The organism is Kribbella sp. NBC_01505, from assembly GCF_045040285.1.
Lineage (GTDB): Bacteria > Actinomycetota > Actinomycetes > Propionibacteriales > Kribbellaceae > Kribbella.
The window spans coordinates 8,463,753-8,480,753 of the sequence record NZ_CP109425.1 but is presented as its reverse complement, the minus strand read 5'-3'; the positions used below and the strand labels follow the sequence as shown (position 1 = coordinate 8,480,753).

13 protein-coding genes are annotated in these 17,001 nt (G+C 68.6%); 9 read left to right on the top strand and 4 right to left on the bottom strand.

Features of this window, described 5'->3' with window-relative positions; translation table 11 throughout:
* Window positions 1–22: 22 nt before the first annotated feature.
* Window positions 23–685: an HAD family hydrolase gene (locus OG474_RS39885; protein ID WP_405058850.1), complete on the top strand. Its 663-nt coding sequence runs from the start codon at window positions 23–25 to the stop codon at window positions 683–685.
* Between the two features lie 10 nt (window positions 686–695).
* Here OG474_RS39885 and OG474_RS39880 read toward each other — a convergent pair whose 3' ends face one another.
* The gene (locus tag OG474_RS39880; RefSeq protein ID WP_405058849.1) at window positions 696–3,209 is read right to left on the bottom strand and encodes a YfhO family protein; all 2,514 of its coding nucleotides are present in this window, start codon (window positions 3,207–3,209) and stop codon (window positions 696–698) included.
* Between the two features lie 165 nt (window positions 3,210–3,374).
* Here OG474_RS39880 and OG474_RS39875 point away from each other — a divergent pair, with 165 nt between their 5' ends.
* Genes OG474_RS39875 through OG474_RS39865 form a run of 3 tightly spaced genes read left to right on the top strand, consistent with a single transcriptional unit; the run spans window position 3,375 to window position 6,449 of the window.
* Complete coding sequence (locus tag OG474_RS39875; protein WP_405058848.1) at window positions 3,375–4,535, top strand: ROK family protein; 1,161 nt, start codon at window positions 3,375–3,377, stop codon at window positions 4,533–4,535.
* A gap of 13 nt (window positions 4,536–4,548) precedes the next feature.
* Window positions 4,549–5,391, top strand: a complete 843-nt coding sequence (locus OG474_RS39870) for a sugar phosphate isomerase/epimerase family protein (RefSeq protein WP_405058847.1) — start codon at window positions 4,549–4,551, stop codon at window positions 5,389–5,391.
* A 2-nt stretch (window positions 5,392–5,393) separates the two neighbouring features.
* The gene (locus OG474_RS39865; RefSeq protein WP_405058846.1) at window positions 5,394–6,449 is read left to right on the top strand and encodes a Gfo/Idh/MocA family protein; all 1,056 of its coding nucleotides are present in this window, start codon (window positions 5,394–5,396) and stop codon (window positions 6,447–6,449) included.
* Here OG474_RS39865 and OG474_RS39860 read toward each other — a convergent pair.
* From OG474_RS39860 to OG474_RS39850, 3 genes are all read right to left on the bottom strand, one after another.
* A complete protein-coding gene (locus OG474_RS39860) occupies window positions 6,426–8,081 on the bottom strand; it encodes a hypothetical protein (RefSeq protein ID WP_405058845.1) in 1,656 nt (551 codons plus the stop codon). The two genes, OG474_RS39865 and OG474_RS39860, sit on opposite strands and share 24 nt — an antisense overlap.
* 114 nt (window positions 8,082–8,195) lie before the next feature.
* Complete coding sequence (locus OG474_RS39855; RefSeq protein ID WP_405058844.1) at window positions 8,196–9,803, bottom strand: hypothetical protein; 1,608 nt, start codon at window positions 9,801–9,803, stop codon at window positions 8,196–8,198.
* 91 nt (window positions 9,804–9,894) lie between these two features.
* Entirely contained in the window at window positions 9,895–11,373 is a 1,479-nt protein-coding gene (locus OG474_RS39850) for a KamA family radical SAM protein (protein WP_405058843.1), read from the bottom strand.
* A gap of 172 nt (window positions 11,374–11,545) precedes the next feature.
* Here OG474_RS39850 and OG474_RS39845 point away from each other — a divergent pair, with 172 nt between their 5' ends.
* From OG474_RS39845 to OG474_RS39825, 5 genes are read left to right on the top strand one after another with little or no spacing between them, the layout of a single operon-like run.
* Window positions 11,546–12,559: an L-erythro-3,5-diaminohexanoate dehydrogenase gene (locus OG474_RS39845; RefSeq protein WP_405058842.1), complete on the top strand. Its 1,014-nt coding sequence runs from the start codon at window positions 11,546–11,548 to the stop codon at window positions 12,557–12,559.
* A 3-nt stretch (window positions 12,560–12,562) separates the two neighbouring features.
* On the top strand, window positions 12,563–14,179 hold the full coding sequence (locus OG474_RS39840; RefSeq protein ID WP_405058841.1) for an amidohydrolase: 1,617 nt from the start codon (window positions 12,563–12,565) through the stop codon (window positions 14,177–14,179).
* Entirely contained in the window at window positions 14,176–15,744 is a 1,569-nt protein-coding gene (locus OG474_RS39835; RefSeq protein WP_405058840.1) for a lysine 5,6-aminomutase subunit alpha, read from the top strand. Before OG474_RS39840 ends, OG474_RS39835 begins: the two co-directional genes overlap by 4 nt.
* Window positions 15,741–16,511, top strand: a complete 771-nt coding sequence (locus tag OG474_RS39830; protein ID WP_405058839.1) for an OAM dimerization domain-containing protein — start codon at window positions 15,741–15,743, stop codon at window positions 16,509–16,511. Before OG474_RS39835 ends, OG474_RS39830 begins: the two co-directional genes overlap by 4 nt.
* A 2-nt stretch (window positions 16,512–16,513) precedes the next feature.
* A complete protein-coding gene (locus OG474_RS39825) occupies window positions 16,514–16,903 on the top strand; it encodes a hotdog domain-containing protein (protein ID WP_405058838.1) in 390 nt (129 codons plus the stop codon).
* Window positions 16,904–17,001: the final 98 nt, after the last annotated feature.

Genomic DNA, 17,001 nt, shown 5'->3' with positions numbered 1-17,001 from the left:
GCGCGTGACGTAGGGTCTGGGGATGCGGCGAGTGCTTCTGAGTGACCTGTTCAGCACGTTGATTCCGGGTGGGGATGCTGAGCGGGGGGTGTTGAACGAGGCGATGGCGCGGTTGCTGGAGGTCGACACGGCCCGGTTCATCCGGGAGTTCGACGCAGCGGCGTACGAGCGCTTCACCGGCGTGTACGGCGACCTCGAGACCACCGTGCGGCTGATCGCCGAGCGGGCCGGCGGCGCGCCGAGCGACGAACAGGTGCTGGAGGCAACAAACCTGCGCCGTGCACTCACTCGGAGGCTGATGCAGGGCGCGCCCGCGGCCACCCTCGGGACGCTCGCCAAGCTGCGCGCCGACGGTTGGCGGATCGGGCTGGTCAGCAACATCACCAGCGAGACCCAGCTCCAGTGGCGCAACAGCCCGCTCGCGCCGTACTTCGACACGACCGCCTTCTCGTCCGAGCTGGGCGCGGCCAAGCCTGAGGCCGCCATCTACCTGGCCGCATGCAGCGCCCTCGGAGTCACGCCGGCCGAGTGCGTCTACATCGGCGACGGCCGCGACAACGAACTCCCCGCCGCAGCCGCCCTCGGCATGCACGCCATCCGCACCCTGGAGCACTCCAACAGCCACCCCGCCTGGCCCGGCGACACCGTCAACACCTTCGCCGAGCTGCCGGGCCTGCTCGACTAGCCCTGCTCGACTAGCTCCGTCTGCGCCTTGTGATGGCTAGACCGGCTGTGAACAGGAGCAGGAGGATGAGTGAGGCGGCTCCGGCTTCCAGGCCGAGGCGGGTGTTGGGCGGCAGATAGCCACAGGAGACCATTTTCGCGGCGGCGCTGACCGGGACGGTGAGTAGCGTGCTCTGGGCGAGGGGTGCCGTTGCGGCTCCGTCGACCTTGCAGCTCCAGCCGTCGAGGTTGAGAACGGCGATGGATACGGTGGCGGCGCGGCCGGGCCTGCGGTGGATGGTGATGGAGTGGCCGCTGACCTTGACCGCCGCCGGAGCGGACGCGGTGAGCCTTTGGACGGCGGTGGCCAGCCGGGTGCGGTCCAGACAGCCGATCGAGTCGTCCGCGATCCTGCTGTCGCGGTCCGCACGGATTCCCAGGCCGAACAGGCCGCTGGCATCGGTGGTGCCGACCCGGATCAGGGGCGAACCGCTGTAGATGCCCGGACGGCGGTCGTGCAGGGTCGGCTCCCAGATGCCGTCGATCTGGAGCGAGCCGAGGAAGGCCGGATCGGAGAAGTAGACCTCGGACCCCACGGGGCAGCGGACGGCCAGGGTGCGGCTGCCGTCGGCCGGGATGCGCAGCGGGCGGTGCTTGGGCACGGTGTAGACGTCGGCGCCGAGCAGATTCTCCTGAAAGCCGTACACGCCCGAGTCGGTCGACCGGAACGGCGTGGCCGGGCGGACGGTGACCAGGGGCGCGACGACATCGTTGCGCTCCAGCTTCGGATTCTCGAACTCACTGTCGCGGGTCACGCGCCCGCGGATCGCGAACACGGCATCGACGACGGGGTTCTGCGGATCGTAGGTGGCGCGCCCGTACGACGTGTAGCCGAACCCCATCGCGATCAGCGCCTGCGACGTGGTGTTGGGGATGGTGCTCGAGTAGTACTGCGGTCCCTGCCCACCCATCAGCATCGGATCGTTGAACGTGACGAGTTGTCCCGGCGCGGTCCGATGCGTGGGCCAGTCGTCCATCGACTGCACGAGCGCGCGCGCCTGCTCGTGGTCGGATCCCCAGTACGCCGTGTTCGAGATGTTCGGGAACCGCCTCTTGTCGATGGCCACCGAGGACGCCGTGATCTCGCCCAGCACGGCGCAGACCAGCACCGCGACCGCGCCCCGGCGCAACCACTGCGGTGCCCGATCGCGAGTCAGCAGCCAGACAAGCAGCGCGACCGCCATCAACGCCGGTACGACGATGCGCGCGGTCGACGTGACGTACTGCACGTCCCACGTCCACACGTACAGCCCGGTCACCAGCACGATCGGCGCGATCACGGCGAGCAGCGAGCGCACTCCCGCGCTCGCCGACATCCAGCCGATGATCACGAACATGCCGGCGATCACGAAGGCCTGGCGGTAGGCACTGCCTTGGGGTGTGTCGAAGCCGTGCCAGGCCATGTGCGTCCACGTGATCTGCATGCTGGCCACAGTCAGGCCCACCGTGAGCGTCCAGACCAGTCGCTGCCGCACCGCGATCGACCGGTTGAACGGAAAGCTCAGCGCGAGCAGCAGCATCAGCGTGCCGATGGCGAACCCCGGGCTGCTGCCGACGCCCTCGCTGCCGGACAGGAACCGGGACAGGAAGTCTCGCGTGCCGGTCCGCACGAAGGCGGCGGGCGGACTCGGGGTCGCGGCCTCCACCAAGCCGAACGTCGGAGCCAGCAGCGGCGCGGTGAGACCGATGCCGAGGGCCACCGCGACGACGCAGCGCAGGCCGCCGCTCAGCCGGTGTCGCCAGGACTCGGCCGGGTCGGACGTCAGGAGCCGGGCCAGGGTGATCAGGCCGGCCCCGATCGTCGCCATGTAGACGGTGTAGAAGTGCGAGGTCCACAGCAGCGCGATGACGATCGGCGCCACGATCGTCGCGGTGAGCGAGCGTTTCTGCAGGATCCACTCGCAGAGCAGACAGATCACCGGGAACGCGACCATCCCGCTCAGCCAGATGGTCATGTAGGCGCCGTCGTCCACCGCCCACGCGCAGGCGCCGTACGAGGCTCCGGCCGCGACGGCGATCCAGACCGGCCCGGCCGGACGGATCATCCGCAGGTACGCCGTCATCGCGCCGGCGCCGAGGCCGATCGCGGTCACCGCGATCAGGAACAGGGCCAGGTCGATCCTGTCGCGCGGCAGCAGGAAGGAGATCCAGGACAGCGTCGACCCGACGTAGGCCATGAAGTCGCCGATGAACGGGACCCCGAAGCCGCTCTGCCAGTTGAAGATCAGGTCGCCGGCGGCCTGGCCGGTGCCGACGTCGCGCAGGTGCGCGGCCATCGGGATGAACTGCTGCCCGAGGTCGTTGGTGCTGCGGGTCAGATCGCCGAACGGGTAGGTGCCGCGGATGATCCCGCTGACCACGAACGTGGCGGACGCGGCCGCTCCCGCGATCGGGGCTGGCCAGTAGCGCCGGACCTGCATCGTGGACGATCTCCTAGTTTCGGCGATGACCGAGATGTCATCGCACCCAGTAAATGCGATCAGCACACCATGAGGTTGCGTGCCTTGCCGAATTGGCCCACGAGTGTTCGGCGTGGTGCACGAGAGGTCGCTCTCCGTGAGCTTTTCGCGACCTCGCCGTGATGCTTGTCAGGACCAGAGCTCGTCGACTAGCGTGTTTATTAAAGCCGGTTGGATAATTGGTTGGGGTCGATGGAGACTGCACCAGGGGCTGCTCATGCGGAGCGGTCCGCGAACCAGGTCGCGTGCCTACGCTTCCTGGCCGATGCGGGAGTTGCCCAGACGGTCGGCGTGATCAGCGCCGAGACCGGGCTGTCGCGTCCCACGGTGCACGCCGTACTGGACGATCTGGTCGCGGCCGGGCTCGTCGAGCCCAGCAACGCCGCGTCGGCCGGGCCGGGGCGGCCCGCGCGGTCGTTCCGCTTCGTCCGGGAGGCCGGGCTCGTCGCCGGGGTCGACATCGGTCCCCGCGGCGCGCGGGCGGTGCTCTGCGATCTGGCCGGCGAGCGACTCGGGTACGCCGAACTGGGCCGCGCCGGCCGTGGTGTCGACGCCACGGTGATCGCCGCGGTCGAGGCGGCCGCCAAGGAGGCCGGGACCGATCTCGAGCGGCTGCGGGCAGTCGGCGTCGCGCTGCCCGGTGTGGTCGAGGAGAGCGGCCGGCTCCGCGCGAGCCTGGTGCTGCCCGAGGTGGTCGGCGAGCCGATCGCGGAAACAGCCTCGGCGAAGCTCGGCTGCCTGGTGACCGTGGACAACGACATCAAACTCGCCGCTCTCGCCGAGCAGCGTGGTGGCGCCGGCCGCGGCCACACCGACGTTCTCTACCTGCAGGTCGGCAACCGGCTGTCGCTGTCGATCGTCCTCGACGAGGAGATCCGGCAAGGCAGCCACCGGCTGGCCGGCGAGCTCGGCGCCCAGCGCGGCATGCGCTGGACCCGCAACGCCGAACGCGGCCAACTCGTCTGGACATCGCGGCCGACCGGAGAGGCCGTGCTCCAAGCGGCCGCCGACGGCGACGCGGACGCCCAGGCCGAACTCGAGGATTTCTGCCACCAGATCGCGGGACGGATCGCGACCGTACTCCTGGTCGTCGACCCCGATGTCGTCGTCGTGCGCTGCGGCGGCGCCGCCGAGAGTACGACGCTGCTCCGCCCCCTGGAGGCAGCCGTCGCGAAGGAACTCGTCGTTCCGGAGCGACCCCCGTTCGTCGCCGCCGCCTTGGGCCGTGAGGCAGCGGTGCTCGGAGCCGCCGGTCATGCGTTCGACCGGTTCGGCACCGACATCTACGGCGTCCAGAGCTACCCAAGTCCGTGGAACAAGCTCACGCATGACACTGCGTCAACCGTTACCTAGAGAGGAACTACCAGTGAAACTGGGCGTCAGTTCGTACAGCTTCCAAAAGCTCATTGCCAGCGGCGAGATGGACCTGGTCGGGGTCATCGACTGGGTGGCCGACTCACCCGCCGAGCACCTGGAGATCGCCGCCCTCGGTGACGACCTGCTCGAAGACGACAAGCTCGTCGAGACCGTGGTCAAGGCCGCGGGCGATCGCGGCGTACCGATCCTGAACTACCTGATCGGCGCCGACCTGCGCGGCGGCGACCCCAAGGAGCTCGACCGCGTCCGCCGCCACATCGACGTCGGGCACCGCCTCGGCGCCCGACTGTTCCGCCACGACGTCCTGCCGTGGGGCTGGCGCGAGGCGAACCAGGGCGAGTTCGAGCAGGTCTTCCCGGACCTGGTCGCCGGTGCCCAGGCGCTCGCCGACCACGCCGCCGGCCTCGGCATCACCACGACGGTCGAGAACCACGGCATGTCGATGAACGGGTACGAGCGGGTCGCCCGGCTCGTGCACGCCGTCGACCGGGAGAACTTCCGCGTCACCCTCGACCTCGGCAACGGCCTGTGCGTCGGTGAGGTCCCCGGCCGCACGGTCTCCGGTCTGCTCGACGTCGCGGCCGCCGCCCACGTCAAGGACTTCCATGTACGGCGTTCCGTCCCGGGTGCCGGCTGGCTGAAGACGCTGGCGGGGGAGTACCTGGTCGGGACCATCCCCGGTCACGGCGACCTCGACCTGCGGGCGCTGCTCGCGCTCGTCCAGACCAAGCCCGACCTGCCCGTGACGCTGGAGTTCGAGGGTCTGGAGGCGGCTCCCGGCGCGGTCGAGCTCGGCCTGAAGAACGTCGTCGCGCTGGCCCAGGGAGCCTGACAATGACCACCAAGATCGCCGTGATCGGCGTGGGCACGATCGCCCAGGAACACATCAAGGCGTACCAGTCGAACCCGGGCGCCGAGGTGGTGGCGCTCTGCGACATCGACATCGAGCGGGTCAAGCAGCGCGGCGAGCAGTTCGGCGTCCAGCGGGTGACCGGCGACCGCGCCGAGATCCTGTCCGACTCCGAGATCGACGCCGTCAGCATCTGTGTCCCGAACAACAAGCACGCCGAGATCGCCGAGGACGCGCTGCGGGCCGGCAAGAACGTGCTGCTCGAGAAGCCGATGAGCGTGTCGGTCGCCGAGGCCGAGGCGCTGGTCAAGGCCACCAAGGAGACCGGGAAGTCACTGCAGATCGGCTACGTACGGCGGTATGCGCCGAACGCGCTGGTCGCGAAGCGGTTCCTGGACGAGGACGAGTTCGGCCGGATCTACGCGGCCCGGACGACGATCCTGCGCAACGCCGGTAACCCCGGCGGCTGGTTCGGCGACAAGGACGTGGCCGGCGGCGGACCGCTCATCGACCTGGGCGTGCACGTCGTCGACCTCTGCTGGTACCTGATGGGTCAGCCGACCGCGGTGTCGGTCTCGGGAGCGACCTTCGACCCGATCGGTGCCCGGGACAACATCCAGAACCTGTCCCGCTACCGGGCCGCGTCACCGACGCTGGTCAACAACGTCGAGGACTACGCGACCGCGCAGATCCGCTTCGACGGCGGCGCCGTACTGAACGTCGACGTGTCGTACTCGCTGCACACCCGCAACGAGACCGCGGTCCAGCTGTTCGGTGAGAAGGGCGGCGTGGAGATCGAGCCGGCCCTGCACATGGTCACCGAACGCCACGACACCCTGCTGCACATCGAGCCGCAGATCGACTCGCTCGGCTTCGACTTCACCGTCGGCTTCGCCAACCAGATCGAGAACTTCCTGCGGATCTGCCGCGGTGAGATCCCCGCCGACGCCCCGGCCGAACACGGTCTCGAGATGGCCCGCATGCTGACGGCCATCTACGAGTCCGCGTCCACCGGATCAGAGGTGAAGATCACCCACTAGTAGCCGCCGGCGTCGACGAGCTGCTGGTCGTACGCCACGATGCGGATCTTGTCCTTGCCCTTGCGGGGAATGACCAGGACCACGTCGTCGAGGCGGGTGGAGGTCAGACCGCTGCTGTACTGGGTGGCCGGGAGGCTGAACGTGGTCTCCTCGCCCTCGCCCCAGTAGAAGGTGTAGCCGCCGTTCCCCACCACCAATTCGTACTTTCTGGTTGATGGTGGCCAGCACGACCGCCTCGCCGCTCTTCGTGATGAAGGCGGCGGGCGGCGCGGCCTGGCTGTAGGCGCGGCCGATGGAGGCCACGGCTCCGGGCGTCTTCTTCCAGTCCGCGCGCCATCCCGCGATCTGCTTGAAGTCCGCGTCGAACTGCGGAAGGACGGCGAACGAGGCGCCGTTCGGGGACTTGCCTTCCGCGGTCAGCCACTGACTGAGCGCCGTGACGGCGGCCTCCGGCGCCAGCTTCAGATCCTTGTCGTCGGCGGCGGTCGCCGGCCGCATCCCGGTGAGGTCGGGCAGCTTGGCCGACTTCTGCAGGGTGCTGTTGTGCGTCTGCAGCCAGGGGCTTCCGGCGCTCGCGCGCTGCCACAGGCTCACGGTCGAGCCCGCGGTGCTGACGAACCGCATCGGATAGCCGCCGTACTCCGGTGCTGCGAAGACGGGCTTGGCGGGCGCCGCGGGCTTGGGGATCGGGCGCTTGAGCTTCCGGCCGATCGCGTACGCGGCGCGGGTCTGCTTGACGAGCTCGCCGCCCTCGACCTGCCCGATCTGTCCCTCGTCGCGCTTGCTCCCGGCGGCGGTGCTGACTTCGGTGTACCGCTTGAGGACAGCCTGCCCGGCCTCGTCGCCGATCGCGGGCCGGGTGATCGTGGTGATCGTGTCGCGTTCAGGCACGACCGAGCATCCGGTGAGCAGCCCCAGTACGGCGGCGCCCGCGACCACCCGGTACGCCGTCGTACCGGCCGGTGCCTGCGGCTGAGGTTGCGGCTGAGGTTGAGATTGCGGCTGCGGTACGGCGGGGGTCGGGCGGCGCCGGACGACGATCAGAACGATGCCGAGGGCAAGGATCAGCAGACCGCCGATGAAGATCACCAGGGCGATCGTGAAGGCGTTCGGGATCTCGATGCCGAACCGGACCTGGACGTCCGGGGCGGTCTTGCCGTCGGCCGACATGATGACCACGTCGTACGGCCCGTCGGCGATCGGCCAGCGCAGCGACTGGCTCCCGGCACCGGACGCCTTCGCCACCCACCAGTCCAGCCCGGCCGGAGCCGCCAGCGGATCGGTCGCGCCCTTCAGCTCCTGCGGGGTCAAGGCGATCGGATACGACAGCTGCACAAGCTCTGTGTGCGCAACGTTCTTGAAGTAGCTCGCCACATCGAAGTCCCGGGCGACACCCACGAAGACCGGCTTGCCATTGGTCGCTCGCGCCTCGACATGCAGGATCGGGCCATGCCGGTCCAGCAGCTCCGGCGCACTGGCGATCCCCAGGCCCTTGCTGGTCAGATGTTGCTCGCCGGACTGAACGGTGTCGTCCGGCCCGATCACCCAGAAGGCCGCCGCACCTCCGCCCAGCGTGAGAATCAGGCCGACCAGAGCCAGCACAACACCAAGTAACACCCGAACGACCCGCACGCAGAACTCCCCGAGTTAGTGTCTCGTCAAGAGGCTCCAGATGCTAGCGGCCAACTACGGTCCGCAACCCCCGAAAACCGGCAGATTGCACGAAGCTGCAAAGGCGGGGCGAGCTCAGTAGCCGTCGGCCTTGAGGACCTGGGTGCTGAAGGCAACCACTCGCGGATCGCCCTTGGCCGGGAAGGCCAGCACCACCGAGTGCGAGTAGACGGCGTTCAGGCCGTCCTCGTAGTCGCGTGTACTGAGGACGGATTCGTCGCCGTCGGCCCAGTTGATCGGATGGCTGCCGTCGGTGGCGACGATCAGCTTCTCGGTCAGGGTGAAGAACGTCAGCGACTCCCCGGACGGGGTCAACAGGGTGACCGGGTGCGAGGCGAGGGCGAACTTGTCGGTGGTCGACCGGATGGCGGCGCCGTGGATCTTGGTCTGGGACCGGCGGGCCTGCTGGATCTTCAGGAGCGCGTCGACCCCAGGGTTGAGCGTGAAGGCCTTGCTGTCCGGCGCGCTACCGCTCGCCGCCGGCGAGGTGCCGCTCTTCTCCAAGAATCGCGCAAAGTCTTCCGCCGCAGGTGCCGTCCGGTCCGACGAGATCTCCCGGGCGCCGGTGATCGACGGCACCTTCGCGGCGGCGTCCGCGGTGGCGGCGAAACTGCGCCGCCACGGGGCACCCGCCGTCGGGCGCACCCAGACGCCAAACTGCCGGTCGCCGGTCTGCGTCGCGAACCGCATCGGGTAGCTGCTGTACTCGGGAGCCGCGACTGCTGCCTGGGCGAGGGGAGTCGGTGGCTTGGCCGGGCCTTTTCGCAGGCCGGCCAGCTGGTACGTCGTTTGGGTGCGCTCCAACTGTTCGTCGGCCTCGACGGTGCTGATCGCCTTGAGGTCGCGCGTGCGAGCCGCCTTCGCCGCGACCTCGTCGTACCGGGTGAGGATCGCGCGGGCGCTGTCGGCGGTTACCGCAGGGCGGCTGAGAGCGGTGACTGTATTGGCCTCGGGAAGACCTGCGCACCCAGCGGTGAGCGTGAGCACAGCTGTGACGGATAGCGCCGTACGGAGCGCTGCCGGCTTCTTCGCGACCGGCTCCTCCTGCGCTACCGGCGCGGTGGTCGGTTTGGCCTTGGGCTTGCGGCGGAATGTGCGCCAGGCAAGGAAGAGAAGCACCAGACCGATGAGCAGTACGGCGAGTGCTGCCAGGAACGCGTGGGGGATCTCGAGGCCGAACTCCAGCTGCACATCCACCGGTGCATCGCCGCGCGCAGGCATCACGACGACCTGATAGGGGCCGTCCTGGATCGGCCAGACGAGCTCCTGCTTCGCAGGTCCGGTCGCCTTGGCCAACCACCAGTCGAGCGTGGCCGGCGCGGTCAAGGGGCTGGTCGCGCCGATGTGCTCCTCGGTGCTGAAGGCAACCGGATACTTGATCTGCACCAGCGACGTATAAGCAGCGGCCTCGGCATAGCTCACGACGTCGAAGTTGCGACCGACACCGATGAATACCGGCATGCCGTCGACCGACTGAGCGCGAACATGCAACGTCGGGCCGTGCTGGTTGATCAGCGTCGGGCTCGTGACCAGGGTCCGCCCTTGAACAGCGAGGTGCTGCTCACCGGAGTAGACCGTGTCGTCAGGACCGATCAGCCAGAAGGCTGCTCCTGCGCCGACAGCGGCCACGAGCAGACCGAGCACGGCGAGCAGAGCGCCGAGGACACCACGAAGAACCCGCACCACAACCCCCATGAGAACCAAGAGGGCGTGATCATAGTGCCTTCGGTGCCATCCCCTGCATTGATGGCACCGAAGGCAGCTTGGGGGGTGGCTAGATCAGCGGGAGTAGCTTCTGGGCTTCGGCTGCTTCGCGGGACGCGGCGGCACGGGCTTCGGCGTCGGCCAGCGACGTGGGGGCGTGCTGGGTCCACCAGGCCTGGCCCTCGGCGGGCAGGGAGTCGATCGGGTCGTAGTACTCGTAGGTGCGGTTCAAGGCCTCCGGGTCCTGCTGCTCGATCCCGGTGCGGTAGTTCTTCTTCCAGTACGAGACGCCGCGAACCTCGTCGTACTCCGAGAGCTGGTGCACCCAGCGCTTGCCGACGTACGGGACGTCGCAGACGATGCGCGGGGTGGCGAAACCGGGGAGGTAGCCGAGGATGCCGTGCTGCAGGTGCTGGGCTTCCTTGACCGAGACCCGCCAGTGCTCGGAGAACGGGATCATGTCGCACATGTAGAAGTAGTACGGCGTGATGGTCGCGCCGTCGAGCAGTGCGAAACAGAGGTCCAGCAGCTCCGGGATCGAGTCGTTCACACCGCGCATCAGCACGCCCTGGTTGCGGACGTCGCGCAGACCGGCCTCGAACATCGCCTTGGTCGCCTCGGCCACCAGCGGCGTGACCGACTGGGCCGCGTTCACGTGCGTGTGCATCGCGATCATCACGCCACGCTGACGACCGAGCTGGGCGACCCGCTCGACGCCGGCCCGCACGTCGTCGGACAGCCAGTGCTGCGGCATCCCCATCAACGCCTTGGTGGCCAGCCGGATGTCGCGGATGTTCTCGATCTCGAGCAGGCTGGTCAGGAACGACTCCAGCCGCGGCCAAGGCATGTTCGCCACATCGCCACCGGAGACCACGACGTCGCGGACGCCGGGATTGCGGCGCAGGTAGTCGAGCATGTCGTCGACCCGCTGCCCCGGCTTGGTGACGAACTTCAGCTTGTCGATGACCGGCGTAGAGTTCCCGACCAGGTCCATCCGGGTGCAGTGACCGCAGTACTGCGGACAGGTCGGCAGCAGCTCGGCCAGCACCTTGGTCGGATAGCGGTGGGTCAACCCCTCCGTGGCCCACATCTCGTGCTCGTGCAGCGAGTCGCGCGTCGCGTGCGGGTGCGACGGCCAGTCGCTGCGGCGGTCGGTGAACACCGGCAGCATGTAGCGGCGTACCGGGTCGGCGTAGAAGGCCTCGGTGTAGTCGCCTGAGAAAGCTTCTGGGCCGTGCGGGACGATCGTGTTCAGCATCTGCGGCGGCAGCAGCATCGACATCGTCGCGCGCTCGGCCTGGTCCCGGGTGAGGTCCTCGTAGAAGCGCTCCTCGACCAGGTCACCCATCACGTCACGCAGCTGCTTGACGTTCTTGACGCAGTGCGAACGCTGCCACTGGACCGACCGCCATTCCTCGGCCGTCACGTCCTTCCAGCCGGGCAGCCGGGTCCAGTCCGGCTCCACGAGCTCGGCGCGCCGATAGGCGTACGGCTGACCCGCAGCACTAGCGGGGTCGATCAGGTCAGCCGGGCTGATCAGGTCGGTCACGAAGTCCTCCGGGGCTTTCAGACGATGTGGTCAGATGTGAGGATAGCGATAGAAAGTAGCCTCAAAGCAACAGTACGCCGCAAGAATTCTCGTCACACACGTCTTTCGGTAGTATTTTGCCTGACCGTTCAGAGGAGGACAGGTGCCGTCGAGCCCGGTAGGACTACACCGCGTGATCACGCCGTCGGGCGTGTTGCCGCAGGCGGCGGAGCGGCTGGACGCCCGCGCCGAGATCTGGCCGGACGAGGTCCGGATCGCCGTCGAACGGCTGAATCTGGACGCCGCGTCGTACCGGCAGCTGGCCGGCGCGCACGGCGGTGACGGCGCCGCTGTCCGTACGGCGGTGCTGGAGATCATCCGGAGTCGCGGCAAGATGCAGAACCCGGTGACCGGTTCCGGTGGGATGCTGGTCGGCGTCGTCGACGAGGTCGGGCCGGAGTCGCCGCTCGGTCTCGTAGCGGGTGATCGGGTCGCGACGCTGGTTTCGCTGACGCTCACGCCACTGCAGATCACCGACGAACTGCAGCGGTGGGACGGCCAGGGGGAGCAGGTTCCGGCTTCGGGGCACGCGATCCTTTTCGCGCGCTCGATCGTCGCGAAGCTGCCGGACGACCTGCGGCCCGAGCTGTCGCTGGCCGTGATGGACGTGTGCGGAGCGCCCGCGCTGACCGCCCGCGTCGTCCGCTCGTATGTCGACAAAGGAATTAAGCCTGTCGTGTCAGTCATTGGCGGCGCAGGTAAGTCCGGCTCCCTGTCCCTCGCCGCCGCGCGCGACGCGGGTGCGGCCCGGACGATCGGCATCGTCCCGGTTCAGCGCGAGGCCGACGTACTGGGTGCGGCCGGTCTGGCCGATGTCGTCGCGCTCGCCGATGCCCGGGATCCGGTCGCGTTGAACGCGGCGGTCGAGGAGGCCGGGGGACCGGCCGACATCACGGTCGTCTGCGTCGACGTCCCCGGGTGCGAGCACGGCGCCGTACTGTCCACTGCCGCCGGTGGCACGGTGATCTTCTTCTCGATGGCGACCTCGTTCTCGGCCGCCGCGCTCGGCGCCGAAGGGCTGGCCGCCGACGTCACGATGCTGGTCGGGAACGGGTACGTGCCCGGTCACGCGGAGTACGCGATGCAGCTGTTGCGGAACGAGCCGGGTGTCCGAGGTCTGTTCGAGAGCAGGCTGGCGGAGGATTAGCCCGTGCGCACACTTCTGACCAACGGTTCCGTCTACTCGCCCGCCGACCCGCATGCGACCGCGATCGCCTTCGACGACGGGGTGGTGACGTGGCTCGGCGACGAGATCGGAGCTACCTCGTACGCCGACGGCGCGGACGAGGTGATCGACCTCGACGGCAAGCTCGTCACCCCGGCCTTCGTCGACGCCCACGTCCACGCGGTCGGGACCGGCTTCCTGCTGAACGGCCTCGACCTGACAGGGACGCGGTCATTGACCGAGGCGCTCGACCGGCTCGCGGCTCACGCGGCCGGGCTGGCGGCGGACGCGGTCATCGAGGGATCGAACTGGGACGAGACCCGCTGGCCGGAGCACCGCCCGCCGACGGCGGCTGAGCTCGACCGGGCTGCTGGCGGCCGGCCGGTCTACCTGTCCCGGGTCGACGGTCACTCAGGTGTGGTGTCGTCAGCGCTGATCGCCGCCGTACCGGGTCTTGCTGGCAGTGAGGGTTTCGACGCGAGCGGCCGCGTGGAGCGGGCTGCCAACCACGCGGTGCGGGACGCGCTGTCTGAGGAGTCCCTCGGTGGTGCGGATGCGCAGAGCCGTGCGCTCGAGGACGCCCGTACTGCCGTCCGGGCGATGGCGGCGCGGGGGATCGGCGCGTTCCATGAGATGGCGGCGCCGCACATCGGTCCGCGCTGGGAGCTTCCGCTGGTGCGTCAGGCGGCCGAAGAGGCCGGTCTGCACGCGACTCTCTACTGGGGCGAGCCGGGCGTCTTCGAGGTGCTCGACGAGTACGGCGTCGTCGGCCTGGCCGGTGACCTCAACGCTGACGGTGCCCTGGGGTCCCGCACTGCGGCGCTTCGTGAGGCGTATGCGGATCAGACCGATCACCGTGGGCACGCTTACCTGACGGCTGAGCAGATCGCCGAGCACGTGATCGCGTGCACCGAGCGCGACGTGCAGGCCGGCTTCCACTGCATCGGCGACCAGGCGCTCGACAACATCGCCCGCGGCTTCGAGCTGGCGGCCGAGAAGGTCGGTGCCCAGGCGCTCGTCGCCGTACGGCACCGGCTGGAGCACGTGGAGATGCCGAGCCCGGAGGCAGTCGCGACCTTCGCCCGGTACGGCGTCGCTGCGAGCGTGCAGCCGATGTTCGACGGACTGTGGGGTGGCCCGGACGACATGTACGCCGAGCGTCTGGGCGAGCGTTGGCGCGGGATGAACCCGTTCGCGTCGCTGGCCCGCGCGGGCGTCGTACTGGCGTTCGGTTCGGACTCACCGGTGACCGAGCTCGGCCCGTGGGAGGCCGTGCGGGCGGCGGCATTCCATCACAACCCGGATGAGCGGATCACCGTTCGGGCCGCGTTCCAGGCGCACACCCGGGGTGGCTGGCGGGCCGCGGGCATCGATGACGCGGGCGTGCTCGCGCCGAACATGCCGGCGACGTACGCGATCTGGCAGAGCGAGGCCGAGCTCGTCGTCCAGACCCCGGATCAGCGGGTCGCGGCCTGGTCGACCGACCCGCGCGCCGGCGTACCGGTGCTGCCGGATCTGTCCGAGGGTTCGCCGGTGCCCACTTGCTTGCGGACCGCGGTTGGCGGTCGCATCGTGTACGACTCAGAAGGATGGGCGCAATGACGCGTGCCGTGAAGAAGCTCGACCTCGACCCGGTCACCGTCCGGAAGGCGCGCAGCCTGGCTCGCAAGGCCGGGCGGCCGATCGTCAACCTGGCCAAGCAGCACACGACGGTCTCCGTCGAGCGCGCCGTACTGCGACTGGCCGGGCTGGCGGGCGCCGACTCCGAAGGCATCCCGTGGGTGAACCGGCTCGCGGACACCGTCCGGGCCGACGTCGGGCTGGAGCACGGGTTCGCGCTGCCGGTGTGGGACGCGCTGCTGCGCGGCGAGGCCGAGGACCTGAACGTGCTGGCGCAGAAGGCCGCTTCCGGCTCGGTCACCTTCCGGCTGCCGGAAGGCCGGGATGCGGTGCGCGCCCGTACGGCGGCTCGCAAGGCCGCGGCGGGCGGTTTGAAGCTGATCGACGGCAGGCGGCGCGAGCGCGACCGGCTGATCAAGAAGCATGGTGATCCCGAGCAGCGGCCGTGGATCTACCTGATCGTTGCCACCGGCGACATCTACGAGGACATCCCGCAAGCCCAGGCCGCGGCCCGGGCGGGCGCGGACATCATCGCGGTGATCCGGTCGACCGGGCAGTCGCTGCTCGACTACGTTCCCGAGGGTGCGACCCGTGAAGGCTTCGCGGGCACGTATGCGACCCAGGAGAACTTCCGGCTGATGCGCGCCGCCCTCGACGAGTCGTCGCGCGAGCTCGGCCGCTACATCCGGCTGACCAACTACGCCTCCGGACTCTGCATGCCGGAGATCGCGACACTGGCCGGGCTGCAGCGGCTCGACATGATGCTGAACGACTCCATGTACGGGATCCTGTTCCGCGACATCAACCCGATCCGCACCTTCGTCGACCAGCGCTTCAGCCGCCAGATCCACGCCCGCGCCGGGATCATCATCAACACCGGTGAGGACAACTACCTGACGACGGCCGACGCGGTCGACGCCGCGCACACCGTGACGGTGTCGCAGTTGCTGAACGAGTACTTCGCCAAGGAAGCCGGGCTCGAGGACTGGCAGCTCGGTCTGGGGCACGCCTTCGAGATCACCCCGGAGATCCCGGACTCCTTCCGGATGGAGCTCGCGCACGCGATGCTCGCCCGGCAGCTGTTCCCGGACGCGCCACTGAAATGGATGCCACCCACCCGGCACATGACCGGTGACGTGTTCCGCGGCTACCTGCTGGACGGCTTCTTCAACCTGGTCGGCGCGCTGACCGGTCAGGGGATTCTGCTGGTCGGGATGATGACCGAAGCGGTGGTCACGCCGTGGATCTCGGACCGCGACCTGGCCCTGCAGAACGTCCGCTACGTATTGGGTGCCGCGGGCAACCTTCACGAGGACTTCCATCCGGCGCCGAACGGGTTCATCGCCCAGCGCGCGCGGCAGGTGCTGGGGGAGTCGGTCGAACTGCTGGAGAAGATCGTCGACGACGGTCTGCTGAACGCGATCGGCGACGGCACCTTCGGCCTGATGAAACGGCCGCAGGACGCCGGTCGCGGCCTGGAGGGCGTCGCGCGCCGATCGAGCGAGTACTACAACCCAGCGATCGAATTGCTCGAGGAGGCAGAGTGAGCATCATCCGGCCGTACGGCGACACCACCGGGGACGGCATGGTGCAGATGTCGTTCACCTTGCCGATCGCGCACGACAAGCGGGCCGAGGGTGCGGCGGTTCAGCTTGCGAACAAGATGGGCATGGATCCGGCGCTCGTCGTACATGCGAAGCCGATGGGACCGGACTTCACGTTCTTCGTGGTTTACGGGCCCGTGAACCATCTGGTCGACACCGACAAGGTTGAGGTGATCGAGCGCGACTACCCGCTGCTCTCTCCGAAGGAGGTGAACCTGTCGGTCCGCAAGAACCTGCGCCGGCGGCTCACCATTGTTGGCGCCTGTATCGGGACCGACGCGCACACGGTCGGCATCGACGCGATCATGAACATCAAGGGGTTCGCCGGCGAGAAGGGCCTGGAGTACTACCGGGAGCTGAAGGTGGTCAACCTCGGCGCCCAGGTCGCCGTACCGGAGCTGGTCCGGCGGGCCAAGGCCGAGAAGGCCGACGCGATCCTGGTCTCCCAGGTGGTCACCCAGCGCGAGGCGCACGTACTGAACACCAAGGAGATGTCCGCGGCCTTCCGGGAGGCGTACACCGAGAACGCGCGGCCGGTATTGGTTGCCGGTGGCCCCCGTTTCACCGAGCAGATGGCCGGGGAGCTCGGCGTCGACCGGGTCTTCGGCCGTGGGACCACGCCGGGCGAGGTCGCCAGCTACCTGGTCGATGCGCTTGTCACCAGACGTCAACCGGTTAGGCCCGGCGTACTTGAAAAGATGGGTGCATAAGGATGTCAAAGGCAACTATTGGCTTGTCGGTCACGCACCGGCGGTATGTGCCGTACAGTCACGCGCACTATGCGGGGAACCTGGTCGACGGGGCCTACGTGCTGGCGCTGTTCGGGGACGTGGCGACCGAGGTCTGCATCCAGGCCGACGGTGACGAGGGCCTGTTCGCGTCGTACTCCGACGTGCAGTTCCTGCAGCCGCTGCGGGCCGGCGACGTTGTGGAGGTCAAGGCAACGATCACCCGGGTCGGCAACCGCAGCCGCGAACTCGACTTCAGCGCGTACGTCGTCTGCCGCGGCCGGCCGGACCGGTCCGCATCGGCCGCCGACGTGCTCGCCGAGCCCCTTGTGATCACGCGCGCGAAGGGCACCGTCGTAGTACCGGTTGGGTGACGAATAGTTGCCCTAGGTAACAGTCACGTGGAGTGACACAGGTGTAACTTCTTGTAGGGCAGACGAAAGTGTTACAACGGCCCTAAGAGGCCGATGGA